This window comes from Frateuria sp. Soil773, from assembly GCF_001428405.1.
In the GTDB taxonomy this organism is placed as follows: domain Bacteria; phylum Pseudomonadota; class Gammaproteobacteria; order Xanthomonadales; family Rhodanobacteraceae; genus LMSL01.
In genome coordinates, this window is sequence record NZ_LMSL01000039.1 from 88,241 (window position 1) to 114,143 (window position 25,903).

General features: G+C 70.4%; 28 protein-coding genes. 15 read left to right on the forward strand and 13 right to left on the reverse strand.

The window, feature by feature from the left end; all coding sequences use genetic code 11:
• Positions 1 to 133 precede the first annotated feature (133 nt).
• Complete coding sequence (nfi, locus tag ASG87_RS12310) at positions 134 to 859, reverse strand: deoxyribonuclease V (RefSeq protein ID WP_056005386.1); 726 nt, start codon at positions 857 to 859, stop codon at positions 134 to 136.
• Between the two features lie 102 nt (positions 860 to 961).
• Here nfi and ASG87_RS12315 point away from each other — a divergent pair, with 102 nt between their 5' ends.
• The 4 genes from ASG87_RS12315 (at position 962) to ASG87_RS12330 (ending at position 5,886) form a co-directional block, all read left to right on the forward strand.
• Entirely contained in the window at positions 962 to 3,367 is a 2,406-nt protein-coding gene (locus ASG87_RS12315) for a DUF3772 domain-containing protein (RefSeq protein WP_056005390.1), read from the forward strand.
• Between the two features lie 8 nt (positions 3,368 to 3,375).
• Positions 3,376 to 4,191 (forward strand): helix-turn-helix domain-containing protein, encoded by an 816-nt coding sequence (locus ASG87_RS12320; RefSeq protein ID WP_056005393.1) that lies wholly within the window; start codon positions 3,376 to 3,378, stop codon positions 4,189 to 4,191.
• Positions 4,192 to 4,262: 71 nt separating this feature from the next.
• On the forward strand, positions 4,263 to 4,694 hold the full coding sequence (locus ASG87_RS12325; protein WP_056005396.1) for a VOC family protein: 432 nt from the start codon (positions 4,263 to 4,265) through the stop codon (positions 4,692 to 4,694).
• A gap of 376 nt (positions 4,695 to 5,070) precedes the next feature.
• Entirely contained in the window at positions 5,071 to 5,886 is an 816-nt protein-coding gene (locus ASG87_RS12330) for a cytochrome c (RefSeq protein ID WP_056005399.1), read from the forward strand.
• Positions 5,887 to 6,078: 192 nt separating this feature from the next.
• Here the strand turns inward: ASG87_RS12330 and ASG87_RS12335 are convergent, their stop codons facing one another.
• The 3 genes from ASG87_RS12335 to ASG87_RS20975 form a co-directional block, all read right to left on the reverse strand.
• Entirely contained in the window at positions 6,079 to 7,104 is a 1,026-nt protein-coding gene (locus tag ASG87_RS12335) for an aminopeptidase (protein WP_082582987.1), read from the reverse strand.
• Between the two features lie 81 nt (positions 7,105 to 7,185).
• The gene (locus ASG87_RS12340; RefSeq protein ID WP_157511065.1) at positions 7,186 to 7,605 is read right to left on the reverse strand and encodes a hypothetical protein; all 420 of its coding nucleotides are present in this window, start codon (positions 7,603 to 7,605) and stop codon (positions 7,186 to 7,188) included.
• A gap of 131 nt (positions 7,606 to 7,736) precedes the next feature.
• Positions 7,737 to 7,934 carry a hypothetical protein gene (locus ASG87_RS20975; protein WP_235499640.1) on the reverse strand — a complete coding sequence of 66 codons (198 nt, stop codon included), beginning with the start codon at positions 7,932 to 7,934 and terminating at the stop codon, positions 7,737 to 7,739.
• On the opposite strand from ASG87_RS20975, the gene ASG87_RS20980 reads away from it, so the two are divergent.
• On the forward strand, positions 7,924 to 8,619 hold the full coding sequence (locus tag ASG87_RS20980; protein WP_235499641.1) for a hypothetical protein: 696 nt from the start codon (positions 7,924 to 7,926) through the stop codon (positions 8,617 to 8,619). The two genes, ASG87_RS20975 and ASG87_RS20980, sit on opposite strands and share 11 nt — an antisense overlap.
• Positions 8,620 to 8,692: 73 nt before the next feature.
• On the opposite strand, the gene ASG87_RS12355 is transcribed toward ASG87_RS20980, so the two are convergent.
• The gene (locus tag ASG87_RS12355; RefSeq protein WP_056005411.1) at positions 8,693 to 9,304 is read right to left on the reverse strand and encodes a rhomboid family intramembrane serine protease; all 612 of its coding nucleotides are present in this window, start codon (positions 9,302 to 9,304) and stop codon (positions 8,693 to 8,695) included.
• A gap of 120 nt (positions 9,305 to 9,424) precedes the next feature.
• Between ASG87_RS12355 and ASG87_RS12360 the strand changes: the two genes are divergently transcribed.
• The 3 genes from ASG87_RS12360 (at position 9,425) to ASG87_RS12370 (ending at position 12,063) form a co-directional block, all read left to right on the forward strand.
• Positions 9,425 to 10,636 carry an FAD-dependent oxidoreductase gene (locus ASG87_RS12360; RefSeq protein ID WP_056005414.1) on the forward strand — a complete coding sequence of 404 codons (1,212 nt, stop codon included), beginning with the start codon at positions 9,425 to 9,427 and terminating at the stop codon, positions 10,634 to 10,636.
• Between the two features lie 75 nt (positions 10,637 to 10,711).
• On the forward strand, positions 10,712 to 11,593 hold the full coding sequence (locus tag ASG87_RS12365) for a PhzF family phenazine biosynthesis protein (RefSeq protein ID WP_056005417.1): 882 nt from the start codon (positions 10,712 to 10,714) through the stop codon (positions 11,591 to 11,593).
• On the forward strand, positions 11,590 to 12,063 hold the full coding sequence (locus ASG87_RS12370; protein ID WP_056005420.1) for a YaiI/YqxD family protein: 474 nt from the start codon (positions 11,590 to 11,592) through the stop codon (positions 12,061 to 12,063). Before ASG87_RS12365 ends, ASG87_RS12370 begins: the two co-directional genes overlap by 4 nt.
• Positions 12,064 to 12,067: 4 nt before the next feature.
• Here the strand turns inward: ASG87_RS12370 and ASG87_RS12375 are convergent, their stop codons facing one another.
• The 5 genes from ASG87_RS12375 to ASG87_RS12390 form a co-directional block, all read right to left on the reverse strand.
• On the reverse strand, positions 12,068 to 12,355 hold the full coding sequence (locus tag ASG87_RS12375; RefSeq protein ID WP_056005422.1) for a hypothetical protein: 288 nt from the start codon (positions 12,353 to 12,355) through the stop codon (positions 12,068 to 12,070).
• Between the two features lie 75 nt (positions 12,356 to 12,430).
• Positions 12,431 to 13,309, reverse strand: a complete 879-nt coding sequence (locus ASG87_RS12380) for an NAD(P)-dependent oxidoreductase (RefSeq protein WP_056005425.1) — start codon at positions 13,307 to 13,309, stop codon at positions 12,431 to 12,433.
• A 151-nt stretch (positions 13,310 to 13,460) separates the two neighbouring features.
• The gene (locus ASG87_RS12385; protein WP_056005428.1) at positions 13,461 to 13,886 is read right to left on the reverse strand and encodes a YciI family protein; all 426 of its coding nucleotides are present in this window, start codon (positions 13,884 to 13,886) and stop codon (positions 13,461 to 13,463) included.
• A 91-nt stretch (positions 13,887 to 13,977) separates the two neighbouring features.
• On the reverse strand, positions 13,978 to 14,256 hold the full coding sequence (locus ASG87_RS20190; RefSeq protein WP_157511067.1) for a hypothetical protein: 279 nt from the start codon (positions 14,254 to 14,256) through the stop codon (positions 13,978 to 13,980).
• A 90-nt stretch (positions 14,257 to 14,346) separates the two neighbouring features.
• Positions 14,347 to 15,525, reverse strand: a complete 1,179-nt coding sequence (locus ASG87_RS12390; RefSeq protein ID WP_235499642.1) for an NAD(P)/FAD-dependent oxidoreductase — start codon at positions 15,523 to 15,525, stop codon at positions 14,347 to 14,349.
• 95 nt (positions 15,526 to 15,620) lie between these two features.
• On the opposite strand from ASG87_RS12390, the gene ASG87_RS12395 reads away from it, so the two are divergent.
• Positions 15,621 to 16,103: a YajQ family cyclic di-GMP-binding protein gene (locus ASG87_RS12395; RefSeq protein WP_056005433.1), complete on the forward strand. Its 483-nt coding sequence runs from the start codon at positions 15,621 to 15,623 to the stop codon at positions 16,101 to 16,103.
• Between the two features lie 31 nt (positions 16,104 to 16,134).
• Here the strand turns inward: ASG87_RS12395 and ASG87_RS12400 are convergent, their stop codons facing one another.
• Positions 16,135 to 16,824, reverse strand: a complete 690-nt coding sequence (locus ASG87_RS12400) for a DUF1345 domain-containing protein (RefSeq protein WP_056005436.1) — start codon at positions 16,822 to 16,824, stop codon at positions 16,135 to 16,137.
• 429 nt (positions 16,825 to 17,253) lie between these two features.
• On the reverse strand, positions 17,254 to 17,541 hold the full coding sequence (locus ASG87_RS12405) for a GNAT family N-acetyltransferase (protein ID WP_056005439.1): 288 nt from the start codon (positions 17,539 to 17,541) through the stop codon (positions 17,254 to 17,256).
• Between the two features lie 143 nt (positions 17,542 to 17,684).
• Here ASG87_RS12405 and ASG87_RS12410 point away from each other — a divergent pair, with 143 nt between their 5' ends.
• Positions 17,685 to 18,113, forward strand: coding sequence for an OsmC family protein (locus ASG87_RS12410; RefSeq protein ID WP_157511068.1), 429 nt, complete (start codon positions 17,685 to 17,687; stop codon positions 18,111 to 18,113).
• Positions 18,114 to 18,194: 81 nt separating this feature from the next.
• On the opposite strand, the gene ASG87_RS12415 is transcribed toward ASG87_RS12410, so the two are convergent.
• Positions 18,195 to 20,057, reverse strand: a complete 1,863-nt coding sequence (locus ASG87_RS12415; protein WP_056005442.1) for an ABC transporter ATP-binding protein — start codon at positions 20,055 to 20,057, stop codon at positions 18,195 to 18,197.
• 176 nt (positions 20,058 to 20,233) lie between these two features.
• Between ASG87_RS12415 and ASG87_RS12420 the strand changes: the two genes are divergently transcribed.
• The 5 genes from ASG87_RS12420 to ASG87_RS12440 all read left to right on the forward strand — a co-directional run bounded on the left by ASG87_RS12420 (position 20,234) and on the right by ASG87_RS12440 (position 25,742).
• Entirely contained in the window at positions 20,234 to 20,905 is a 672-nt protein-coding gene (locus tag ASG87_RS12420; protein ID WP_056005445.1) for a PadR family transcriptional regulator, read from the forward strand.
• Between the two features lies 1 nt (position 20,906).
• Complete coding sequence (locus ASG87_RS12425; protein ID WP_056005448.1) at positions 20,907 to 21,380, forward strand: transcriptional repressor; 474 nt, start codon at positions 20,907 to 20,909, stop codon at positions 21,378 to 21,380.
• A gap of 87 nt (positions 21,381 to 21,467) precedes the next feature.
• The gene (locus ASG87_RS12430; protein WP_056005451.1) at positions 21,468 to 22,265 is read left to right on the forward strand and encodes a siderophore-interacting protein; all 798 of its coding nucleotides are present in this window, start codon (positions 21,468 to 21,470) and stop codon (positions 22,263 to 22,265) included.
• Between the two features lie 120 nt (positions 22,266 to 22,385).
• The gene (locus ASG87_RS12435; protein ID WP_056005454.1) at positions 22,386 to 24,557 is read left to right on the forward strand and encodes an AsmA family protein; all 2,172 of its coding nucleotides are present in this window, start codon (positions 22,386 to 22,388) and stop codon (positions 24,555 to 24,557) included.
• A 255-nt stretch (positions 24,558 to 24,812) separates the two neighbouring features.
• Positions 24,813 to 25,742, forward strand: coding sequence for a DMT family transporter (locus ASG87_RS12440; RefSeq protein ID WP_056005458.1), 930 nt, complete (start codon positions 24,813 to 24,815; stop codon positions 25,740 to 25,742).
• Positions 25,743 to 25,903: the final 161 nt, after the last annotated feature.

The window sequence follows — 25,903 nt, forward strand, 5'->3', positions numbered from 1 at the left end:
AGCTGGTCATCCAGCGACTTTCTCTTCCCCAAAACCTAGAGGCACTGGATCCCAGCTTGACCCGCTCCTCGGCCGTTGAAAGCCGCCGGGATGACGCTTCGTAGGGAATACCTGGGAGAAGTTGAACAAGCTCTCAGTCTGCGGGGAACAGCGACGGCTCGTCGGCGTGGGCTCGGTGGCGGTCGCGCCGCGACGCGATCCGGTCCGCCAGCCGGGTCGGCTCCGGCAGCCGGTAGCGCGTGCAGCAGGCCAGCACCAGCACGGGCGCGCTGTCCTGGCCGACACGATGGCCGGGCGACACGATCAGCGGCTTCACCCGCTCCTTGCTGCGCAGCACGGTGCCGATCCGCTGGCCGCGGTGAAGCAGGTCGGTGCGGTCTCCCCGCCGCGGACCGACTTCGGCATGCGTGCCCACGAGGATCTTCTTGGCCACCCCGATGGTCGGCAGGCCGGTGATCACGCCGAGGTGGGCGGCGATGCCGAGGCCGCGCGGATGCGCCACGCCCTGGCCGTCGACGAAGACCAGGTCGGGCACCTGCGGCAGTTCCGCCAGCGCCTGCAGCACCGCCGGCAGTTCGCGGAACGACAGCAGGCCCGGGATGTAGGGCATGCGCGTGGGCACGCGGGCGACCACGTCGGCCAGCGGCTGCAGGCTCTGCGCGTCGAGCAGGACCGCCGCCGCGCGGGTGGTCGCGCCGTCGTCCTCGAAGCCCACGTCCACCCCGGCGATGCGCCGCAGCGGCGGGAAGTCGTCGAACAGCCGCACCCGCCCGGCCAGTTCGAGCTGCAGGGCCCGCGCCCTGGCGACGTCGCCGTCCCATGGCGGCGCCAGGGCAGGATCGATGATCGGTTTGTCCATCGCGGCAGCCTGGACGCCGGCACCTGAACACCCCGTCAAGGGCAACCGCGCGGGCCGCGTTCCGCGATTGACCGCTGCCGGCGACGCTCCGATCATGCCCGGATGCGCGCCCTGCCCCGCCTGATCCTGTCCGCCCTGCTGGTTTTCGCCGGCACGTCACGCCTGCCCGCCCAGGATGCCCCGGCGCCGGACACGCCCGCCGCTGTGCAGTCGCCGCAGCAGACGCTCGACCAGGTGCGCGGCCAGCTCGACGCGATCAAGAAGTCGCTCGGCGACAGGGACGCCAACCTGCCCCTGGCCGAATTGCGCAGCCAGGCCTTCGACATGCGCGACCAGGCCCTGCAGCTGGCGGCCGGGCTCGGCCCGCAGCAGCAGAGCCTGCAGGCCAAGCTCGACGTGCTCGGCCCGGCGCCGGAAAAAGGCGCGCCGCCCGAAGCGGCCGAGGTGAGCGCGCAGCGCCGCCAACTCGATCGCCAGAAGGCCAGCCTCGACGCCCAGGTGAAGCAGGCGCAACTGCTGGCCGAGGAATCGCTGCAGATCGCCGCGCAACTGGCCGACCAGCGCCGCAACGAATTCCAGGCGCGGCTGGCCTCGCGTACCGCGACGCCGTTCAGCCGCGCGTTCTGGGTCGATCCGATGCGCAGCCTGCCGGCCGACATGCGCCGCCTGCGCGGCCTCGGCGACGACCTGCACGATGTCGTGCGGCAGGCCTGGCAGCCACCCAACCGCACGCCGCTGCTGGCCTGCCTGGCCTGCGCCGTGCTGTTGCTCGGCGTGGTGCGCTGGCTGCTCGAACGCGGCCTGCTCAACCTCACCCGCAACCGCATGCCGGCCGGCCACCTGCGGCGCAGCGCGCTGGCGCTGGCGATCACCCTGCTCACCGCCCTGTGCACCGGCATGGCGGCGCAACTGGGCTACCTGGCGATCAACTGGAACGGCATCCTCGACGACGACCTGGCCCTGCTCGCGCAGCGGGTCGTCCTGCTGGTCGCGCTCAGCGCCTATGTCGCCGGCCTCGGCCGCGCCCTGCTGTCCTGCCGCCGGCCGAGCTGGCGGCTGCCCAACCTGACCGACGACGAAGCGCAGCGGCTGCGGCCGTACCCCTGGCTGCTGGCGGCGGCGATGCTGCTGCTCGGCGTGCTGGAACTGATCAATCACGCGATCGGCGCCAGCCTGCCGGCCACGGTCGCCACCCGCGGCGCGATCGCGCTGGTGATCAGCGGGCTGATCGGGATCGGCCTGCTGCGCGCCGGGTACGCGCGGCGGAAGCTGGCGGCCGCCGGCCAGCCGCCGCCGAGCCGGCCGGTATGGGTGGGCCTGGTCACCGGCCTCGCCCTGCTGGCGGCGGCGGTGGCATGGATCGGCGTGGCCGCCGGCTTCATCGCGCTGGCGTTCTTCGTCGCGGTCAACACCTTGTGGATCGGCGTGGTGGTGTGCTCGCTGTACCTGCTGATGCACGTGATAAACGACGGCTTCGAGCTGCTGCTGTCGCCGCGCGGCCGCAACGGCCAGCGGCTGCAGCAGGCGTTCGACCTGACGCCTGCGCGGCTGGACCAGTTGCACACCGTCCTCTCCGGGATCACCCGCGCGCTGTTCGTGCTGCTCGCCCTCGCCACCGTCGTCAGCCGTTTCGGCGCCAGCCCGGAGGACCTGTTCTCCAGCCTGGGCGGCATCTTCGGCAGCCTGACCCTCGGCGAGCTGAAGCTCGCGCCCGGCAACATCCTCAAGGCCATGCTGGTGTTCGCGCTCGGCCTGCTCGCCGTGCGCATGGTCAAGCGCTGGCTCGGCGAGCAACTGCTGCCCAAGACCAGCCTCGACCCGGGCCTGCAGAACTCGATGCTCACCCTGCTCGGCTACATCGGCAGCGTGCTGGTGTTCGTGATGGCGCTGGCGACCCTGCAGGTGAGCCTGCAGAACATCACCTGGATCGCCAGCGCGCTGTCGGTCGGCATCGGCTTCGGCCTGCAGGCGATCGTGCAGAACTTCATTTCCGGCCTGATCCTGCTCGCCGAGCGCCCGGTGAAGGTCGGCGACTGGGTCAGCCTGAGCGGGGTGGAAGGCGACATCCGCCGGATCAACGTGCGCGCCACCGAGATCCAGATGAGCGACCGCTCCACCATGATCGTGCCGAACTCGCAACTGATCACCCAGAACGTGCGCAACGTGACGCTGGCGAACGCGCAGGGGCGCGTGCAGTTCAGGCTGCCGATGCCGCTGGACACCGACGCCAGCCGCGTGCGGCAGATCGTGCAGGAAGTGTTCGAGCAGCACCCGGCGATCCTGGCTACGCCCAAACCCAGCACGCTGCTGGACAACATCGAGCCGACCGCGATGAACTTCACCTGCACCGGCTACGTGAGCAGCCCGCGCGACGTCGGCGGCGTGCGCAGCGACCTGCTGTTCGCCCTCCTCGAGCGCCTGCGCGAGGCGAAGCTGCCGCTGAGCCGGCCGCAGGACATGGTGGTGCGCACCATGCCGCTGCCGGCCCCGGACGGCGGCGCGCCCTAGGCCCGGCCATGGGATTCGACCACCGCCGGCCCGCGCCGCCGCTCGACCTGCTGGTCGAGAAACTCTGGGACTGGGACATGCCGCCGGCCGCGCACCGCTACGAGCGCCTGCTGCCCACGCCCGGCTCGGCGCTGGTCATCAACCTCCACGAGGACGAGACCCGCGTCTACAGCGACGATGCGGCGCGCCGCTGCACCCGCGCCTCCGGCAGCGTGGTCGGCGGGCCGTCGCTGTCCAGCCAGATCATCGACACGGCCGAGCAGGTGCGGGTGATGGGCGTGGTGTTCCGCCCGGGCGGTCTGCACGCGTTCACCGGCGACGACATCGGCGCCTGGCCGGGGCGCGACATCGACCTGCCGGACGTCTTCGGCAGCCGCGCCGCGCAGTTGCGCGAACGGCTGCTGGAGACCGGGGCGCCGCAGCGGCGGCTCGACCTGCTGGAAAGCTGGCTGCGTCGGCGGCTGCGCGTGCCGCGGCTGGCGCCGGCGGTGGAGCACGCCCTCGACGCGCTCGGCCGCGCGCCCCAGGTGGCGCGCGTGGCGGCCGTCGCGCGCGACGCCGGCATCTCCGAGCGCGGGCTGGGGCGGCTGTTCCGCCAGCAGGTCGGCTTCAGTCCCAAGCGCTACGCGCGGCTGATGCGCTTCCGCGCCGTCGTGGCGCAGGCCAGGACCGGCGCGCGGATCGCCTGGGGAGGGATCGCCGCCGACAGCGGCTACTGCGACCAGGCCCATCTCGTCCACGAATTCCGCCGGTTCGCCGGCATGACGCCGGGCGAATTCATGGCGCGGCGCGGGCCGTACCCCAACCACCTCCCACTGGATTGAGCCGCCGAAATCTACAAGATGTGCCCACGCCCATGATCTAGCATCCGGGGCACCCCACAAGGAGCCCAGCCATGACCGAAAGCACCCCGCAAACCCGCAGCAGCATCATTCCCTGCCTGCGCTACCGCGATGCCCATGCCGCCATCGACTGGCTGTGCCGGGCGTTCGGCTTCGAGAAGCATGCCGTGTACGACGACGGCCAGGGCGGCGTCGCGCATGCCGAGCTCACCTACGGCGGCGGCATGGTCATGCTCGGCTCGGTGCGCGACAACGCCTTCGGCCAGCACATCGCGCAGCCGGACGAGGTCGGCGGACGCGAGACGCAGTGCGCGTGCGTGACCGTCGCCGATTGCAGAGCGCACTACGAGCGAGCCCGCGCCGCCGGCGCCGAGATCGTCGACCCGTACGCGGAGAAGGAATACGGCGGAGCCGGCTATGGCTGCCGCGACCCGGAAGGCCACCTGTGGTACTTCGGCAGCTACGACCCCTGGCAGGAAAGCTGACTCCGGCAACGCACCTCCCGGGCTGCCGGTACGGCACGCCAGCGCACCAGTGCGGGCCGTAGGAGCCTGTCCACGATCTCCAGTGAACGTCATCCCAGCGAAGGCTGGGATCCAGCGTCGTTGAGCTTTCGAAGAAACAGCCACTGGATGACCAGCCCTTCGGCTGTCGAAAAGCGCCTCCTGCTTGACCGACCCTGCGGCCGTTGAAAGCCGCAGGAATGACGAGGAGGCGGTTGGATCGGCGGAAGGATCGTGAACAGGCACCAAGGCGCTCGCGCTTCCCTGCCACGCGCCCGCACCACACGATGAGGCGGACGCGCCCGTGAACAGGACGGACGCGTCCCTTTAAACTGGCGCTCCGTTGCCGGAGACCGCCATGAGAACGTTGCTGGCCTGCCTTTGCCTGCTGTTGCTGGGTTCCGCGCAAGCGATGGCGGCCGAACTGCGCATCGACCTCGGCCACGGCGTCAGGACCTATCGCAGCGAACAGCTGCTGCAGCGCCGCGACGCGCGCGACATCGACATCCCGGACGACGTCGCGTTCCACCGCGCCATGCGCTACCGCGCGGTGCCGGTGCTCGCCCTGCTCGACGGCGTCGCCCCCGGCGACCACCTGCAGTTCATCGCCGCCGACGGCTTCGCCGCCGAGATCCCCGCCGGCCTGCTGCTGAACCGGCAGGGCAGCGAAGCCTGGCTGGCGATCGAGGATCCGGCCCGGCCCTGGCCTCTTCTCGCCGGCGGCAAGGGCGGCGCGGGCCCGTTCTACCTGGTGTGGACGCGGCCCGGGGCGGCCGGCATCTCGCCCGAGCAGTGGCCTTACCAGCTCGCCGCCATCCGCAAACTCGAAAACGTGGCGGTGCGCTTCCCGGCGATCCTGCCCGATCCCGCGCTGCCGGCGGACAGCCCGGCACGGCGCGGCTTCGCGGTGTTCCAGCGCACCTGCTTCGCCTGCCATACGCTCAACGGCGAAGGCGACGCACGGCTCGGCCCGGACCTCAACATCCCGCACAACCCCACCGAGTACCTGCGCGAGGACCTGCTGCGCGCCTTCATCCGCGATCCGCAATCGCTGCGGCGCTGGCCGGAGGCGAAGATGCAGGGCTTCCCCACGCAGCAGGCGCTGTCCGACGCGGACCTCGACGCGCTGCTGGCCTACCTGCGGCACATGGCCGGGCGCAGGCATTCGCCGTGAGCGGGCGCCGGGAAGCTCTGGTTTTTTTCGTCGTCCCAGCGGCTTTCAACGGCCGCAGGGCCGGTCAACCTGGGATCCAGTGCCCGCAAGCCATTGCACGCAAAGGCACTGGATGACCAGCCCTTCGGCTGTTGAAAAGCGCCTCCTGCTTGCACAGGAATGACGCGCAAGAACCGATTGATCAGACCTTCCCTAGCGCGCGACTGCCTTGTCGTCCTGCAACGCCTGCAGGTGCGCCTCCCGCTGTGCCGCCGGTTGCTTCGCCAGCGCGCACACCTGCGCGTAGAACGCCGGCCACCGCCGTCCCGCCTGCCGGAACAGCGCGGCGAACGCCGGCAGCCAGCGGTCGTAGAGGCCGAACGGCAGCAGCCGCGCATTGTTGATCGGGGCGGCCACCCAGGCGTCGTAGCGGTGCTCGCCCGGCCAGTGCGCGTCGCGCCATTGCGCGTAGCGCACGCGGAACGCGGCGATCTCGGCCTGCTTGGCCGCCGCCAGCGCCGCGTCGCCGCCGCCGAGCGCGTAGCGCGTCCGCAGCCGCTCGCGCAGGTCGAGCACCAGCCCGGTGAAGCCGTCGTCGATCGCCTGGTTACGGTCGTCCTGCGCCGGCAGTCCGCGCGAGCTGCGCCACTGGCGCAGCCCCTCTGCCTGCACGAAGCTGGCGAACGACTCGTTGAAGGCGGTATCGCCCTTCACGTAGATCCGCTGGTGCGCCAGTTCGTGGAAGATGGTGCCGGCCAGTTCGTCGTCGTCCCAGCGCAGCATGCTGGAGAGGATCGGGTCGGCGAACCAGCCGAGGGTGGAATACGCCGGCACCGGGCCGATCCATACGTCGTCGCCCGCCGCTATCAGCCGGCCGGCGGCCGACTGCGCGCGCGCCTGGTCGAAGTAGCCCCGGTAGGCCACGCAGCCGGCGATCGGGAAGCATTGCGGCAGGGCATCCACCGAATAGCGCGGCGTGGCGAATACGTTCCACGCCACGTAGGGACGGTGCAGGTCGACGTAGCGCGTATAGCTGCGGTTGTCCGGCAGGTCGAGCCGGCGCGAGGCGAAGCGGCGCGCCTCCTGCGACAGCGCCAGGCGCGCCGCCAGCTTCGGGTCGGTGGACGGGTCGCGCAGCATCCGGGCGATCGACCGCCGGTGCAGCACCAGTTCGCCCTGCCCGTGCGCCACGTGGGCGTAGTAGCGCAGGCTGCCGCAGCCGCAAAGCACAAGGCCCATCGCCATGAGGGCGATGAGCCTTGGTATCGACGTGCGTATCGCGGCGACCGGTCCGGGCATGCCGCGATTGTGCCTCAAGCCTCAATGGCGATGGTCGCCGCTCCGTCCGCTGCCGTGGCCTCCGCCGTGCCAGCCGCCACGGCCGCCGTCGCCGCGGTTGTTTCCGCCATGGCCCCAACTGCCGCGATGATCGTTGCCGTTCCAGTGGCCGCGGCCGCCCCAATGGTCGCGGCCGCCGCGGTAGTAGCGGTCGCGGTAGTAGTAGCGGTCGCGGTAGCCCGACCTGCCGTACCATACGCTGACGCCGGGTGCGTAGCCGTAGTAGCCGCCGTAATAGCCGGGGGAGTAGCCGTCGTCGTACACCACGGTGCCGCCGCTGCCGTAGTACGCATCGCCGCCATAGGCGTCGCCGCGCACGTAGCTGTAGCCCGGGTCGTAGTAGCAGCCGGACAGCGCCATGGCGCCCACGGCCAGCGCGAGACCCGCAAACAGACGTTTCATGGCCCACCTCCGGAGGGAGCGACGCTTCGCACGCTAGTCACGGGCCGTTGAATGCCCACTGAGCGCGCCGCCCGCATCCGGCGGGCGTTTACCCCTCAGCCATGTGGCCTGGCGCGGCCGCCGCGCAAGCGTCAGTCCCGGCCGCGCTTGTCCTGCCCGCCGCGCTCGTGCGGCGGGATGCGCGCAGCCTCCGGGGCGGAAGGATTGTCTGCCTGGACATGCCGCTCCGCATCCGGGCCGGGATGCGCCTGCTGCTCGGCGCCCGGCCAGTTCGGCCCCTGCCGCACCCGTTCCTGCTTCGCCTCCAGCAGGGCCTGGATGTGCGCCACGGCTTCCTCCGGGCTGATGTGCCTGATCGGCTTGGCGGCGGCGGGCTTGGCGGCGGGCTTGCGCACCGGCGCGGGCCTGGCCGCCGGCGCGGCCGCCTTGCGCGCGGCGGCCTTGGCGATCGGCTTGCGCGCCGCGCCCTTCTTCGCCGCTGCCTTCCGGGGTGCGGCCTTCTTCGTCGCGGTCTTTCGTGCGGCGGTCTTTCCCGTGGCGACCTTCCTCGCCACCGCCTTCTTCGCCGCAGTCTTCCTGGCAACCGCCTTCTTCGCCGCCGGCCTGCGGGCCGCCGATACCTTGCGCGCCGCGGCTTTTTTGACCGCCGTCTTCTTCGCCGCGGTTTTCTTCGCCGCGGACTTCTTCACCGCAGCTTTCTTGACCGCCGTCTTGCGGCTTGCCGCCTTCCCCTTCGGCGCGGCCTTGCGTGCGGCGGCCTTCTTCACCGCCGTCTTCTTCACCGCCGTCTTCTTCGCTGCCGTCTTCTTCGCCGCGGATTTCGCAGCCGGCTTCTTGCGTACGGCGGCCTTCTTCGATGCGCTCTTGCGTGGGCTTGCCTTCTTTGCCGCGGACTTTTTCGCGGGCGACTTGCGGGTCGTTGCCATGCGTCGGTTCTCCTGCGGTGATCGACGAAACCGGACTTGCCCGCCCCGGCGTCCTGTGCGGCCCGGAACTTCGGCATCGTCGGAATGACTACGACCCGAGTATTGCGCGATGGCGCACGACTGTCATGCTGCATGCGCCCTTCGCGCACGCCGCGTTCACCTCAGCGACCGAAATGCGGCTGCGACAAGGCGGCGAGGAAATGGCCGAACACGCGCGGCTCGACCAGCAGGGTGAAGGCCACGCCGTAGGCCGCGCCCCACAGGTGCGCGCTATGGTTGATGTTGTCCCGGCCGCTGCGGTCCATGTAGATCGAATAGCCCACGTACAGCACCGCGTAGACGATCGCCGGCATCGGCACCACCAGCACGATGATCTGCGCCCACGGCTGCAGCAGGATGAACGAGAACAGCACGGCGGACACCGCGCCGGAAGCGCCCAGGCTGTGGTAGTTCGGGTTGGCGCGGTTCTTCAGGTAGGTCGGCAGGATAGAGACCACCAGGCCGCCGATGTAGAACAGCACGAAACCGAGCGTACCCAGCTTCATCGTGTAGAACTGCTCCATCAGCCGGCCGAAGAAGAACAGCGTGAGCATGTTGAACAGCAGGTGCCCGAAATCCGCGTGCACCAGGCCGTAGGTCACCAGCCGGTGGTACTCGCGGTGGCGCTGGATCGCCGGCGGCCACAGGATCAGGTCGTTCATCAGGCGGCTGTTGTTGAGCGCGATGAGCGACACGACGCAGGTGATCGCGACGATGGCCAGGGTGATCAGCATGGGCGGTTTTCCTCGGTGGTCCGGTCGTCCATCTTCGCGGGCGCACCGGCGCTTGTCGATTGCCGCCGCGCCGGCGGGCCGTGACGCGGCGTTGACGGCGGGCTTCCGCATGCTGCGCCGATGGACATCAAGAGCGGCTATCCGTGGTGGACCGTGGTCAACGGCCTGCTCGGCGACTTTCCGGCGCTGGCCGGCGATGCGCACTGCGAGGTCGCGGTGATCGGGGCGGGCATCAGCGGCGCGCTGGTGGCGCATGCCCTGGCCGAGGCCGGCCACGAGGTCATGCTGCTGGACCGGCGCGAGGCCGGCTGGGGCAGCACCGCCGCCAGCACGGCCCTGCTGCAGTACGAGATCGACACTCCGCTGGTCGACCTGATCGAACGCTACGGCGACCCTGCCGCACTCGCCTACCAGGCCTGCGCGGAAGCGATCGACGCACTTGCCGGACTCGCCGCAAGCCTGCCCGAGCCGGTCGGTTTCCGCCGCTGCGACAGCGTGTACTTCGCCAGCAGGCCCCGCCACGTGGCGGCGATGAAGCGCGAGTCCGCGGCGCGCCGCCGCCACGGCCTGCCGGTGGAGACGCTGGACGGCGGCGCCCTGCGCGAACGCTACGGCATCGAGGCGCCCATGGCGCTGTGGACCGCCCAGGCCGCGCGCATCGATCCCTACCGCTGCACCCGCATCCTGCTGGCGCAACTGCGATCGCGCGGAATACGCGTGCACGACCATACCGAGGTCGCCGGCTGGCAGGCGACGCCCGGGGCGATCGTGATCGATACCGCGGACGGCGCCCGCGTGCACTGCCGGCACCTGGTGGTGGCCGCCGGCTACGAGTCGCAGCGCTGGCTGCGGCATCGCGTCGCCGCCAACCACAGCAGCTACGCCCTGGTCACCGAACCGGTGGATGCCTTGCCGCTGAAGCTGGACCGCACCCTGCTCTGGGAGACCGCGCGCCCCTACGCCTATCTGCGCGGCACCGACGACGGCCGCGTGCTGATCGGCGGCGAGGACGACCGGCTCGACCTGCCCGCCAAGCGCGACGCGGCCCTGCCGCGCAAGGTCCGGCGGCTGATGGCGCGGCTGCGGCAGCTCGCGCCGGATACGGCCTGTACACCGGCCTTCGCCTGGGCCGGCACGTTCGCCGAGACCGCCGACGGCCTGCCCTTCGTCGGCACGCCGCCGGAACACGACCCGCGCGTGCAGTTCGTGATGGCCTACGGCGGCAACGGCATCACCTACAGCATGATCGCCAGCGAGATGGTGCGCGAGGCGATCCAGGGCAGACGCCACCGGCTCGACGCGCTGTTCGGTTTCGGCCGCAACGGACGCTGACCCCTGCCCATCGCGGCGAGGCATGGCTATGATGCGACGCTTTACGCGGCCCTCCCCCACCGCCGACCGAGTCCCATGCAACCGATCCGATATCTCCACCTGGACGTCTTTGCCGCCAAACGCGGCGGCGGCAACCACCTTGGCGTGGTCACCGACGCGCGCGGCTGGAGCGACGCGCAGATGCAGCGCTTCGCGCGCTGGACCGACCTGGTGGAAACCACCTTCCTGCTGCCGCCGGCCGATCCGAAGGCCAGCTACAAGGTGCGCATCTTCACCCCGCACAAGGAGATCCCGTTCGCCGGCCACCCCAGCATCGGCAGCGCGCACGCGGTGCTCGAATGCGGCCTGGCGCGGCCGGTGGATGGCCTGCTGTGGCAGGAGTGCGGGGCCGGTGTGCTGCCGATCCGCGTGGAAGGCGACGGCACGGACCGGCAACTGCTGCTGCAGTCGCCGGGCGAGCGCGTCGTCGCCACCGGCGCCGACGCGCATCCGCAGTTGGCCGCCGCGCTGGGCGGCATCGGCCTCGGCACGCTGCCGCCGGCGCTGGTCGACGGCGGCCGCCGCTGGTGGCTGGCCGAATGCGCCGACGAGGCCGGCCTGCGCGCCTGGCAGCCCGACCACGCCGCGATCGGGGCGCTGGCCCGCGCCAGCGACAGCATGGGACTGTGCGCGTTCGCCCGCGCCGCCGGCGCGGACTACCAGTTGGTGGTGCGCGCTTTCCCCGCCGGCGTCGGCATCGTCGAGGACCCCGCCTCCGGCGCGGCCAACGGCCTGATCGCTGCCTACATCGCGCACGCCGAACCGCACGGCACGCTGGCGCGCGGCTACGCGGTGAGCCAGGGCCGCGAGATCGGCCACGACGCGCGCCTGGTCGCGCACATCGACGGCGCGGCGATCTGGGTCGGCGGGCGCACCCACACGGTGATCGACGGCCGCCTGCACTGGGACGGCGCGTGAACGGCACGCCGCAGATCTGGGTGGATGCCGACGCCTGCCCGGCGGCGATCAAGGAGATCCTGTTCCGCGCCGCCGAACGCGAGCAGGTCGCGGTGACCCTGGTGGCCAACCAGTACCTGCGCACGCCGCCCTCGCGCTTCGTGCGCGCGCTGCAGGTGCCCGGCGGCTTCGACGTGGCCGACGACGAGATCGTGCAGCGCGTCGCCGCCGGCGACCTGGTGGTGACCCAGGACATCCCGCTGGCGTCGCTGGTGATCGAAAAAGGCGCGCTGGCGGTCCACCCGCGCGGCGAGCTGTACACGCCCGAGACCATCGCGCAGCGCCTCACCATGCGCAATTTCATGGACGAGCTGCGCGGGGCCGGCGTCGATACCGGCGGCCCGTCCGCCTTCCATGCGCGCGACCGTCAGGCCTTCGCCAACCAGCTCGATGCGTGGCTGCTGCAGCGCCGCCGCCGTATCGCCGGCTGAGAGCTCAGCGCAGGCCCGCCGCGTCCAGCACGGTAGCGATCGCCAGCGGGGTGAAGTGCAGTTCCTTCAGCGCCTCGGCCAGCCCCTCGCCGCTGGTCACCTCGCTTTCCACCGCTTCGCCGGCGCCGCTCGGCGACACGTGCACATAGGTGGCGCCGTCCTGGTAGGCGATGCCTTCGTCGTGCGTGCTCTGCTCGGTGAGCAGCTTGTAGCTGCCTTCGCCGGAACGGCGCAGGACCAGCCTGCGCCCGTCCACGGTGCCTTCGTACAGCGTTTTCCATTCGGCGGTCATCGGCGGTGCCGTTCGTCGCGCGGACGTTCGCGCACGCGCCATTGTGCACCGGCCGGGTGAAGGCGCCGGCAAGCGTCAGTCGTCCAGATGCGCGCGCCGCGCCGCCACCAGCGCCAGCGCGGCAAGGTCCAGCGATTCGCCGCCGGCGCCGACCGCCTCGATCAGGCTGTCGCGCAGGACGCCGCCGAACGGCAGCGGCACGTGCACGTCCTCGGCTGCGTCCAGCGCCAGGTTCACGTCCTTCAGTCCCAGCGGCAGGGCGAACCCCGGCGGCGAGAAACGCTGTTCGGCGATCGCCTTGCCGTAGCCCTGGTAGACCGGCCCGGCGAACAGGGTGCCGGTCACGATCTCCAGGAAGTCCGCCGCGCCGATGCCGTGCGCGCGGGCCAGCGCGCCGGCTTCGGCCATGCTCTCGATGGCCGTGACCAGCATGAAGTTGCCGGCGATCTTGACCACGTTGGCGCACTCCGGCGCCTCGCCCAGCGGCCACAGCTTGCTGCCCATCGCCTCCAGCAGGGGGCGTACCCGCTCGACGTCGGCCGGCTTGCCCGCGACGAGGATGTTCAGCTTTGCCGCGGCGGCCACGTCCGGCCGGCCGAACACCGGCGCGGCGACATAGCCCAGGCCGCGCCGCGCGTGCTCCGCGGCCAGCTCCCTCGCCAGCGCCACCGAGATCGTGGCGTGGTTCACGTGCACCGTCCCCGGGTCCATCGCGTCGAGCAGGCCGCCGTCCAGGAATACCGCGCGCACCGCCTGGTCGTTCGCCAGCATGCTGTGCACCGCCTCGCCCTGCACGGCGCGCTCCGGGCTGCGCGCCAGCCTGGCGCCGAGCGAGACCAGCGGCCCGGCGGCGGCCTCGGAGCGGTTCCACACCGTCAGCGCGTGGCCTGCGGCGAGCAGGTTGCTCGCCATCGCGCTGCCCATGACGCCCAGGCCGATGAATCCCACTTTCATGCAAACGTCCTCTCGAAGTAATCGCGCAAGGGTAGCGCCGCCGTCGTCCGGAGCGGTCCGCCGCCGGCGATCCCCGTCGATGCCTTTTCGATCGTACGGTACGTCCCCGCCTGCGGCGGCAACGCCTTGTCGGCGATGGCCGCAGGCGGTATCAAGCGACGCCGAGCTTTCCGCGTTCGCCGTCGCGAGGCGTCGCCAGCTCCTCGGGCGTCACGAACTCGGCCAAATCCTCCGCTTCGTAGAACGGCAGGATTTCGATCACGCTCCCCGCCGTCATCGGTGCGCGCTTCATCCAGGCCAGGGCCTCGTCCATGTCCCCGACCTCCCAGATCTCGAAGCCGGCGACCAGTTCCTTGCTCTCGGCGAACGGCCCGTCGACGATCGCGAACTCGGTGCCGTCGAAGGTGATCCGCCTGGCCTCGGCGCCGTTCTTGAGGCCCGCGGCGGCAACGAAGACGCCGGCCTTCACCAACTCCTCGTTGAACCGGTCCATCGCTGCGAACGCCTCGAGCTCCTCGGGCGTGGGAGCACTCATGTTGCCGACTTCGGCGGCTTTGACAAACACCATGACTCGCATCGTCTTTCTCCTGGCTTGAGCCCGCCCCATTGGCGCCTCTCAAAGGGACGACGAGCGAGCTTTTCGAATATCGACCCTGCTCAAAAGAATCTCAAGACATTCGATCAATCAATTGTTTTATATCAAAATATAGCTTGAACATGCTTTCGCTCAAGCGTAACCGGCAGCTTGCCGGCGCCGTGGACGGCGCGGGGCACGCCCGGCGGCTCCTCGTTGATGACCCGGCCCAAACGCGGCCCAGGAAATCGCAGGGCAGATACGCCCCATGCGCGACCATGGAATCAATGGCTGCGGCCGCACGCAGCGCGATCCGGTCCTCGACGAGGCTGGCCGCGGCCCATAAGATTTCGAGGCCGCGGATATCGACCATGGACCGGTACAGGATTTCCCGGCCGCACTTGGAAAGACTGGGGCAAAGTGGAGCACGCGCCGCGTTCAGGGCGCGCGAACGCGTGCGGCCTCAGGCCACCGCGCCCGCCGCCTGCCCGGACGCCCACGCCCACTGGAAGTTGTAGCCGCCCAGCCAGCCAGTGACGTCCACCACTTCGCCGATGAAGTACAGGCCGGGCACCAGCTTCGACTGCATCGTGCCGGACGAGAGCCCGTCGGTATCGACGCCGCCCAGGGTCACCTCGGCCGTGCGGTAGCCCTCGGTGCCGCTGGCGACGATGGGCCAGTCGTGCAGTTGCCGGCCGATGTCGTCCAGCTCGGCCTCGCGGTACTGGCGCATCGGCCGGCTCTGGAACCACAGCTCGCACAGCCGGTGCGCGAGGCGTTTGGGCAAGGCGTCGGCCAGCACGGTCTTCAGTTCCGCGGCGGGGCGCGCCGCACGCTGCCCGCGCAACCAGCCGGAGGCGTCGGTCTCGGGCAGCAGGTCCAGGCGCAGGTCGTCGCCGGGCTGCCAGTACGAGGAAATCTGCAGGATCGACGGCCCGCTGAGGCCGCGATGGGTGAACAGCAGGCCGGCGCGGAAACCGCGCCTGCCCACCCGCGCCTCGGCCACCGGCAAGGCGACACCGGCCAGGTCCTGGTAGCGCTCCTGGTGCTTGCCGCTCAAGGTCAGCGGCACCAGGGCGGCGCGCGTCGGCAGCACGGCGTGGCCGAACTGGCGCGCCAGCTCGTAGCCGAAGCCGGTGGCGCCCATGCTGGGAATCGACAGCCCGCCGCTGGCGACCACCAGCGACTCGGCATGCACCTCGCCCTGCGCGGTCAGCACGCCGAAGCCCTCGTCCGTCTTGCGCACGCGCCGCACGCCGCAGCCGGTCTCGACCCGCGCGCCGGCCGCGGCGCATTCGTCCAGCAACATGCGCACGATCTGCTTGGAGGAGTCGTCGCAGAACAACTGGCCCAGTTCCTTCTCGTGGTAGGCGATGCGGTGCTTCTCCACCAGCGCGATGAAATCCCACGGCGTGTAGCGCGCCAGCGCCGACTTGGCGAAGTGCGGGTTGGCCGACAGGTAGTTCGCCGGTGTCGTGCCGAGGTTGGTGAAATTGCAGCGCCCGCCGCCGGACATCAGGATCTTCTTGCCGGCCTTGTTGGCATGGTCCACCACCAACACGCGGCGGCCGCGCTGGCCGGCGGCGATCGCGCACATCAGCCCGGCGGCGCCGGCGCCGACGATCAGCACATCCACTTTCAAGCATTCACCACGGCCGGCGCCTTCGTGCGGGAGCGCGGCATTATCGCCCAGACGCATCGCTTACACTTCCCCCTCCCACCGCAGCGAGCCCCGCCATGCCCTCCTTCGACGTGATCTCCGAAGTCGACAAGCACGAGCTGACCAACGCCGTCGACCAGGCCAACCGCGAACTGGCCAACCGCTTCGACTTCAAGGGCGCGGACGCGAAATACGCGCTGGACGGCGACACCATCACCCAGACCGCCCCCAGCGAGTTCCAGTTGCAGCAGATGCTGGACATCCTGCGCGGCCGGCTGACCACCCGGAAGATCGACATCCGCGCGCTCGACGTGGCCGACCCGGAAGTGAACCTGGGCGGCGCGCGGCAGAAGATCACCGTGAAACAGGGCATCGAGCAGCCCGTCGCCAAGAAGCTGGTGGCCGAGCTGAAGGCCGCCAAGCTCAAGGTCGAGGCGCAGATCAACGGCGACAAGCTGCGCGTCACCGGCAAGAAGCGCGACGACCTGCAACTGGCGATGGCCGTGCTGCGCAAGGCCGAGGTGGAACTGCCGCTGCAGTTCGACAACTTCCGCGACTGACCGCCGCGACCGACCGCGCGGCGGGCCTCGCTCAGCCCTTGCCCGCCACGATGTTCACGCTGATGGCGATGATGAACACGTTGAAGAAGAACGCGATCACGCTGTGCAGCAGCACCGTGCGGCGCAGCGTGCGGCTGGTGACCTGCACATCGGACACCTGGAAGCACATGCCGATCACCAGCGCGAAGTACATGAAGTCCCAGTAGTCCGGCTGGTCCGTCTTCGGGAAATCCAGCCCCTGGTGCTGCTTGCCGAAATCCCCGTAGTAGCCGTGCGCGTAGTGCTGGGCGAACATCGTGTTGATGAACAGCCACGACAGCACCAGGGTCAGCGCCGCCACCACCAGGGCGACCAGGCCGCCGGCCTGGTCCGCGCGCAGCTCGGTGCCCAGCGCCACCAGCACCACCGCGGTGAGCACCAATCCGCTCCACAGCACGCCCCAGCGCCCGGTGTCCATCGCGCGCGCCTGGCTGCGCATGTGCTCGGGCGTGGCGCGGCCGAAGAAACGCGCAATCGCGCCCAGGTAGAACAGCGCCCCGGCGTCGAAGCCGAGCAGCACCGCGTGGGCCGGCTCGATGCCGCTGCCGGCCAGCGCCAGCGCGATCGCCAGGAACAGGCCGCCGGCGATGCTCAGCCGCGGCCGCGCACGCAGGTGGTGCAGCGGCCGCCAGCGCCAGCGCGGCGGTGCGGCGGCGGGTGGCGGATCGTCGGCATGCGGCACGTCGTCTCTCCAGCAGGCCCCAAGCGGGCCGCTGCATCCTAGCCCGAAGCCGCCGCACGCGCGCGCCTCAGAGCCTGCTCGTTCAAAGTCTCCCAGGTATCCCCTACGGGGCGTCATCCCAGCGGCTTTCAACGGCCGAAGGGCCGGTCAAGCTGGGATCCACTGCTTCCAGGTTTTGGGGAGAGAAGAAAGTCGCTGGATTCCTGCCTTCGCAGGAATGACGAGCGGGGAGCATGGGGGATTCCAGTTTCCCGGGCATCCCCTACGAAGCGTCATCCCAGCGGCTTTCAACGGCCAAGGGCCGGTCAAGCTGGGATCCAGTGCCTCCAGGTTTTGGGGGAAGAAGAAAGTCACTGGATTCCTGCCTTCGCAGGAATGACGAGCGGGGAGCATGAGGGGATTCCAGTCCGAGAGACTCTGGACAGGCCCTCAGGCCCTCAGGTCGTCGTAGGCGGGGTGGCGCTTCATCCAGGCCTGCGCATAGGAGCATGCCGGCACCACCTTCCAGCCCTCGGCGCGGGCCGCCTTCATCGCCGCCTCCACCAGCGCCGAGGCGATGCCGCGCCCGCCGACCGCGTCGGGCACCCCGGTGTGGGTGATCGTCATCACTTCGCCGGCCCGGGTGTAGTCGAGCTCGCACGCGAAGCCGTCCACCGTGGTCTCGAAGCGGCCGGCCTGGCGGTCGTGGCGGATCTCGTGGGGGAAGTCGGAAGCCATGGCGAACCTCGGTCGATGCGGGTCAATGGCGCAGCATACGGGGCGATGCCGCAAAACGCCCGTGAAGCCCGCGGCCGCGGGCGTTCGCGTTCCCTGCATGGCGCTGCGTCCACGATGGCGGTTCATTCCAGCCGGAGCCTGCCATGATCAAGCGAACCGCATCCGCCGTATGGACCGGCGGCCTGAAAGACGGCCAGGGCACGATCTCCACCGAAACCGGCGTGCTGCGCGAGGCGCCCTACGGCTTCAAGGCCCGCTTCGAGGACGGCCCGGGCACCAACCCGGAGGAACTGCTGGGCGCCGCGCACGCCGGCTGCTTCTCGATGGCGCTGTCGCTGGGGCTGGGCCAAGCGGGGCTGACCGCCGAACGCATCGAGACCAAGGCCGAGGTGTCGCTGGACAAGGACGGCGACGGCTTCGCCATCACTGCCATCCACCTCACCTGCCACGCCAGGGTGCCGGGCACCGACACGGCGGCGTTCGGCAAGATCGCCGAGGCGACCAAGCAGGGCTGCCCGGTGTCGAAGGTGCTGAAGGCCGCGATCACGCTGGACGCCGTGCTCGACGGCTGAATCCGGGATACGGACGGGTGGCCCGGCCGCCGCGGCCTTGCGGGAGGATCGTTCGCACAAGGGGGCCGGCATCCGTCGCGCTCAGCGGTAGCCGGCCGCCTGCAGTTCGAACAGCTCCGCATAGTGGCCGCCCGCGGCGATCAACTGCTCGTGGCTGCCGACCTCCTCGATGCGGCCGCCGTCCAGCACGATGATGCGGTCGGCCATGCGTACGGTGGAGAAGCGGTGCGAGATGATCACCGCGGTCTTGCCGCGCGACAGCTCCTTGAAGCGCTGGAACACCTCGAACTCCGAGCGCGCGTCCAGCGCCGCGGTCGGCTCGTCGAGCACCAGCAGCGGCGCGGCGCGCATGTAGGCGCGGGCGATGGCGATCTTCTGCCACTCGCCGCCGGACAGGTCCACGCCGTCCTTGAACAGCTTGCCAAGCATCTGCCCGTAGCCCTTCGGCAGCCGGCCGATCACCTCGTCGGCCATGCTGCGCCCGGCGGCGTCGACGATGCGCGGGTGGTCGCCGCGCGCGTCGATGTGCCCGACCGCGATGTTGTCCGAAGCGCTGAGGTAGTAGCGCACGAAGTCCTGGAAGATCACCCCGGTGTTGAGGCGCAGTTCCTCCAGGTCGTACTCGGCCAGCGGATGGCCGTCCAGCAGGATGCGCCCCTCGTCGGGGTCGTACAGCCGCGACAGCAGCTTCACCAGGGTGGTCTTGCCCGCGCCGTTCTCGCCGACCAGCGCCAGCACCTCGCCGGCGCGCAGGGTGAAGCTGAGGTGCCGCACCGCCCAGCGCTCGGCGGCCGGATAGCGGAAGCCGACGTCCTCGAACACGAAGCCCTCGCGGATCGGCTGCGGGAACGGCCGCGGGTTGGGCGGCGAGAGTATTTCCGGCTGGATCCGGAAGAACGAGAACAGGTCGTCCAGGTACAGCGCCTGCCCCGCCACCTGCGAGAAGCCCACCAGCAGGTTCTCCAGCAGGGTGCGCAGGCGGCGGAACGAGGACGACAGGAAGGTCAGGTCGCCCACGCTGAAGTCGCCGCGCACTGTCCGCCAGGCGATGATCGCGTAGGCGGCGTAGTAGCCGACCGTGCCGATGGTGGTGAACAGCCCGCCCCAGCCGGCGCGGCGCAGGGCCACGCGCCGGTTGGCGCGGTAGATCGACTGCGACAGCTCGCGGTAGCGCTCGATCAGGAAACCGTTGAGGCCGAAGCTTTTGACCTCCTTCGCGTTCTGCGCGCTGGCGCCGACCTGGCGCAGGTAGTCCAGCTCGCGCCGCTCCGGCGTCCACACGTAGTTCACCGCGTAGCTCTGCGCGTTGAAGTGGAACTCGCCGATGAAGGCCGGCACCAGCGCCACCAGCAGCAGCACGATCAGCCACGGCGCATACACCACCAGCCCCACCGCGAAGCTGGCGATGGTGACCATGTCCTGCGCCTGCCCCAGCAGTTGCGACAGCAGCGAGCTGCGCCCGGCCACCTGGCGGCGCGCGCGGTCGAGCTTGTCCTGCAGGTCCGCGTCCTCGAAATCCTCCAGGTCCAGCGTGGCGGCGTGCTCCATCAGCCGGATGCTGGTGCTGTTGGCGTACAGTTCGGCCAGCAGCGAGTCGATCATCGAGACGATCCGGCCGAGGATGTCCGCGGCCACCGCCAGCGCGAACTCCAGCGCCAGCAGCAGCCACAGGCGGTCCAGCGCGCCGCTGCGCAGCCATTCGCCCAGGCCGTCGTGCGCGCCGCCCGCGGCCAGCAGGCGCACCACCTCGTCGATGATCAGCTTGCCGACGTACAGCGTCGCCACCGGCAGCAGCGCGCGCAGCAGGCGCAGCACGATGGTGGACGCGCTGAGCAGGCGGCTGGTCCGCCAGATGCTCCCGAGGAACGGCGGCAGGTTGCGCAGCGCGGCGAAGCGCTCGCGCAGGCTCTGCTTCGGCGGCGGCTCATGGCGCCCGCCGCCCATGCCCGGGCCACCCGGGGCGGCGCGCCCACCCATGCTGTACTGACGAGGCATCCGTGATTCCTGTGCGTTGGCCGGCCCAGCATGCCATGCGATGCCGCATGCGGCCGGCGCATTGTCAAAAGACATTCTTGCGATATATCTTAGAAACACTCTAACGATATATCGGAAACATTGCCATGCGCATGCACCATCTGTTCCGTAAGGCCATGCAGCACCATCGCGACCACCACCACTTCGGGCACCGCTTCGGCCACGGCGACGAATGGCCCGAAGGCGACCGCCACGAGCGCCATGCCGGCCGCGGCCCCTTCGGTGGCCGCCACGGCGGCGATTTCTTCGCCGACTGGAGCGGCTTGCGCGGCGGCGGCCGGCGCGGCGGCGGCCGCATGTTCGGCCACGGCGACCTCAAGCTGCTGCTGCTGGCCCTGATCGAGCAGCAGCCGCGCCACGGCTACGAGCTGATCCGGATGATCGAGGACATGTTCCACGGCCACTACTCTCCCAGCCCCGGCGCGATCTACCCCACCCTGACCATGCTCGAGGAACTGGGCTATGCCGAGGTCGAGAACGAACAGGGCGGGCGCAAGCTGTACGCGATCACCGAGGCCGGCCGCGCCTACCTCGACGAGAACCGCGCGGAGGTCGAGGCCGTCACCGCGCGCACCGAGCACAGCGCCCGCATGGCGGCGAAGATGGCCGCCCCGATGGCCGTGCGCAAGGCGATGCACGCGCTCAAGCATGCCTTGCTGATGCGCGGCGCCGACTGGAGCAAGGCCGAGGCGCAGCGCGTGGCCGACATCCTCGAACGCGCCGCCAGCGAGATCGCCGCCGGCAGGCGGGACGACTGACATGGACGCCGTGCCGGGGTCCGCGTGGGAAGCCCGCTTCCGGGCCAGCGGCCTGCGGCTGACCGCGCCGCGCCAGGCCATCCTCGCCGCCCTGCTCGAACAGGACGGCGCCGGCGACGCGGTGATCCTGCTCACCGCCGCGCAGCGGCACTATCCGGCCACCCGGATAGGCACGGTCTACCGCTTCCTGCGCGAGCTGGAACGACACCGACTGGTGCAGGCACTGGCCTGGCCGCACGGCCGCACGCACTGGCAGCCATGCGCCATGCCGGCCGCGGATGCGCAGGCCGGCGAGGATATCCAGCCGATGATCGCCCGGCTGAAGGCGTTCCTTTCCGACCTGGAGCGGCTGGGCATGGCCGAAGCGCAACCGCCCGCCGAAGCCATGGCAAGCGACGACTGCGCCCCCACATTGCAATTGCTGCAACGGGTCGCCGGCCGCCTCGGCTACCGGCTCACCCCGATCCATTCCTGATTTCCCGCCATCGCCACCGTCCTTGCGGCGCCTCCCGCCGCGCTCCGGGCCACTAGCCGGCATCCTGACCCCAAGGAGACAGTGCCCATGACCCTCCATGCCCCACGCATGCTCCGCCACACCGTGGTGTTCCGTTCCCTCGACGTCCTGCGCGTCGAGCGGCTGACCCCGCACATGCAACGCGTCGTGTTCGGCGGCGCCGAACTGCGCGGCTTCCTCAGCGCCGCGCCGGACGACCACGTGAAACTGTTCTTCCCCAACGCTTCCGGCGAGATCGTGACGCCCACGCTGGGGCCGGCCGGGCTGGCCTACCCACCCGGCCGCGAGCCGTCGCCGATGCGCGACTACACCCCGCGCCGCTACGACGACGCACGCGGCGAGCTGACCGTGGACTTCGTGCTGCACGGCGACGGCCCCGCCTCGACCTGGGCGGCCCAGGCGGCGCCCGGCCAGCGCATCGGCGCCGGCGGCCCGCGCGGCTCGTTCGTGGTCGCCGACGATTTCGACCGCTACGTGCTGGTGGGCGACGAGACCGCCCTGCCCGCGATCGGCCGCTGGCTGGAGGAAATGCCGGCGCACGCACGGGTCGAGGTGCTCGCGGAAATCCCCGAGGCGGCCGACCGTCAGCCGCTCGATACGCGCGCCCGGGCCGACGTCGCCTGGCTCGCGCGCCATGGCGCCCCCGCCGAGCGCAGCGACCTGCTCGAACAGGCGCTGCGCGCCCTGCCCGGGCACGACGGCGACACCTTCTACTGGATCGCCGCCGAATCGCGCCGCGCCCGCGCCATGCGCCTGTGGCTCGCCCAGGAACGCGGCGTGCCGAAGGAATGGATGAAGGCCACCGGCTACTGGAAGGCCGGGGCGGACGACGACGAGGACGAGTGAGCGCATGAATCCCGTCTGAGCAGAACGGCCGGCCCACACGAAAATTTTTCGCCGTTCGCGCTATGTCTCGTTGCATCGTCCAGCCGCGGCCAGGCATGGACCATGCAAAGGGAGAATGCAATGAGGCGCAGCCGCAAGGTGCTGACGTGGACCATCGGCGTGCTGCTCGCGCTGGTCGTGGTGCTGGTGCTGGTGGTCGCGCTGTTCGACTGGAACCGCCTCAAGCCTGTCATCAACGACAAGGTGAGCCAGGCCATCGGGCGGCCGTTCACGATCAACGGCGACCTCAGCGTGGCCTGGCGGCGCGACGCCTCGGCCGGCTGGCTGCATGCGCTGGTGCCGTGGCCCGAGTTCACCGCGCGGCAGATCGCCATCGGCAACCCGGCCTGGGCGGGCCAGCCGCAGTTCGCCCGGCTCGACGCGCTGCGCTTCCGCGTGTCGCCGCTGCCGCTGCTGGCCCACCGCATCGTGGTGCCGTCGCTGCAACTGGTGCATCCCACGATCGACCTCGAACGCGACAAGCAGCAGCGCGCGACCTGGGATTTCACCCTGCCCGACAACGGCGAACCCTCCGCATGGAAGCTCGAACTGGGCTCCGTCGGCTTCGACCAGGGCGCCATCTCGCTCGACGACGCGGCCAGCGCGGTGAAGCTGCAGGTGCTGGTGTCGCCGTTGCAGGGCGCGATCCCCTACGACCAGATCGTGGCCCAGCAGTCCACCGATGCGCGCGCGCAGGCCGGCAAGTCCGCCGGTGCCGATGCGCGCAAGGCGCTCGACCGCGCGGCCCAGGCAGACGCCAAGGCGAAGGATGCCGACGACACCGTCGGCCAGGCGCGCCGCGGCACCGTCTACCAGTTCGGCTGGACCGCCAAGGGCAGCTACAAGGGCACCGCGCTCGACGGCAGCGGCAAGACCGGCGGCGTGCTGGCCTTGCAGAGCGCGAACGAGCCGTTCCCGGTGCAGGCCGACGTACGCATCGGCGACAGCCACATCGCCCTGGTCGGCACGCTGACCGACCCGGTGCACCTGGGCGCGCTCGACGTGCGGCTGTGGTTCTCCGGCTCCAGCATGGCCAAGCTGTACGCGATCACCGGCGTCACCCTGCCCGACACGCCGCCCTACGCCACCGAAGGCCACCTCAAGGCCGAGCTGCGCGGCCGCAACAGCCGCTACAGCTACCGCAACTTCCGCGGCCGCGTCGGCGGCAGCGACCTGGCCGGCAGCCTCGACTACGACACCTCCGGCCCGCGCCCCAAGCTCAGCGGCACCCTGCGCTCGAAGCTGCTGCGCTTCGCCGACCTCGCCCCGCTGATCGGCGCCGACTCCAGCGCCGAGAAGCAGCAGCGCGGCGACGCCACGCCGCAGCCGGCCGACAAGGTGCTGCCGGTGGAGCCGTTCCGCACCGAGCGCTGGCAGGCGATGGACGCGGACGTGAACTTCACCGGCGAGCGCATCGTGCACGGCGAGTCGCTGCCGATCGACTCGCTCAGCACCCACCTGGTCATGAACGACGGCGCGCTCTACCTCGACCCGCTGGGCTTCGGCCTGGCCGGCGGCAAGGTGCACAGCAACATCACCCTCGACGGCAGCCGTACGCCGATGCGCGGCGTGATGAAGCTCGACGCGCGCCACCTCAAGCTCAAGCAGTTGTTCCCCAGCTTCGCGCCGATGCAGACCAGCTTCGGCGAGATCAACGGCGACGCCGCCCTCACCGCCCAGGGCAATTCCGTCGCCGCCCTGCTCGGCAGCGCGAACGGCGAGCTGAAGCTGCTGATGAACGACGGCGCGATCAGCAAGAACCTGCTGGAAACCGCCGGCCTCAACGTGGGCAACATCGTCATCGGCAAGCTGTTCGGCGACAAGACGGTGCAGATCAACTGCGCGGCCAGCGACATGACCGCAAAGAACGGCCTGTTCGACATGCGCCTGTTCGTGTTCGACACCGACGACGCGGTGATCAACGTGGACGGCACGGTGAACTTCGCCGACGAGAAGCTCGACCTCGACGTGAAGCCGCATACCAAGGGCTTCCGGGTCTTCTCGCTGCGCTCGCCGCTGTACGTCAGGGGCACGCTGAAGAACCCCAGCGTCGGCGTGCACGCCGGCCCGCTGCTGGCGCGCGGCGCTGGCGCGGTGGCGCTCGGCGTGGTCGCCGCGCCCGCCGCCGCGCTGCTCGCCCTGGTCTCGCCCAGCCACGACGACGGCGGCGAGAACACCTGCCGCACCGTGCTGCAGCAACTGCGCAGCTCCGGCCGGATGATGCCGTCGGCCGGGAAGAAGCCTCGCAAGTAGCTCCCGGCCGCAGGAGCGGCTTCCGTCGCGGCATCCTTGCCGCCCGCCTGGCCGAGGGCGTCGCGGCGGAAACCGCTCCCACGGAAAGCGCGCCGCGTCATCGGACCCGGCCGCCCCTCCTCCGTTTCCTGCCCGCATGGGACGAGCGCCCCTGGTCCCTTCGCAAGCCGGGCCTCTCCTTTCGACATCCTTGCACGCGAGGACCGGCAGGTGCCGGGCGTTAGAATGCCGTCCCCCTCTCCTCCGACCGTCCCCATGCAAGCAGTCAGCAAGGCCCGACTCCAGATCCACTTCTGCGTGCTGCTGTGGGGTTTCACCGCGATCCTCGGCAAGCTGATCAGCCTGCCCGCGCTGCCGCTGGTGTGGTGGCGCATGCTGCTGGTGGTGGCCGCCCTGCTGCTGGTGCCGAAAGTGTGGCGCACGCTGCGCGCGATGCCGGCGCGGCTGCGCTGGGCGTACGCCGGCATCGGCGTGCTGGTGTCGCTGCACTGGCTCACCTTCTACGCCGCGATCAAGCTGTCCAACGCCTCGGTGGGCGCCACCTGCATCGCGCTGGGCCCGGTGTTCCTGGCACTGCTGGAGCCGTGGATCGCGCGGCGCCGCTTCGACCCGCGCGAGCTGCTGGTCGGCGTCGCGGTGGTACCCGGCGTGGCGATGGTGGTGGGCGGCGTGCCGCACGGCATGCGCATGGGCATCCTGGTCGGCACGCTGTCGGCCTTGTTCGTGGCGCTGTTCGGCTCGCTCAACAAGCGGCTGGCCGACCATGGCGACCCGCTGACCGTGACCTGCATCGAGCTGGGCACCGGCACCGTCTTCCTCACCCTGCTGGCGCCGCTGCTGCCGCATGCCGGCGCCGCCTTCGTCCTGCCCGGCGCGCACGACGCCCTGCTGCTGCTCGCGCTGTCGTTCGGCTGCACCCTGCTGCCGTTCGCGCTGGCACTGGTGGCGCTGCGCCACATGAGCGCGTTCGGCACGCAGATGGTGACCAACCTGGAGCCGGTCTACGCGATCGTGCTGGCGATGCTCCTGCTCGGCGAGCAGCGCCAACTGGACGGCTGGTTCTACGCCGGCGTGGCGGTGATCCTCGCCGCCGTGTTCGTGCATCCGCTGCTGACCCGCCGGCAACGCCGGCCGGAGCAGCCCGAACTGCTCGGCACTAGCGAAAGTCATGGTGTGATCGATTGAGGGGCTGGGGCTTGTCCGTAGGGGCGCGCTTTGGTGTTTCCCTGGCCTGCGGGCAGGTAGTTCCCGGTATGGGGCATATCTGAAGATCGCGGGAAAGCCCTTAGAGCCTGTTCAAAATCTTTTGAGGAGGAGGGCAAGGAACGCCAAGTGGATGAATTGCA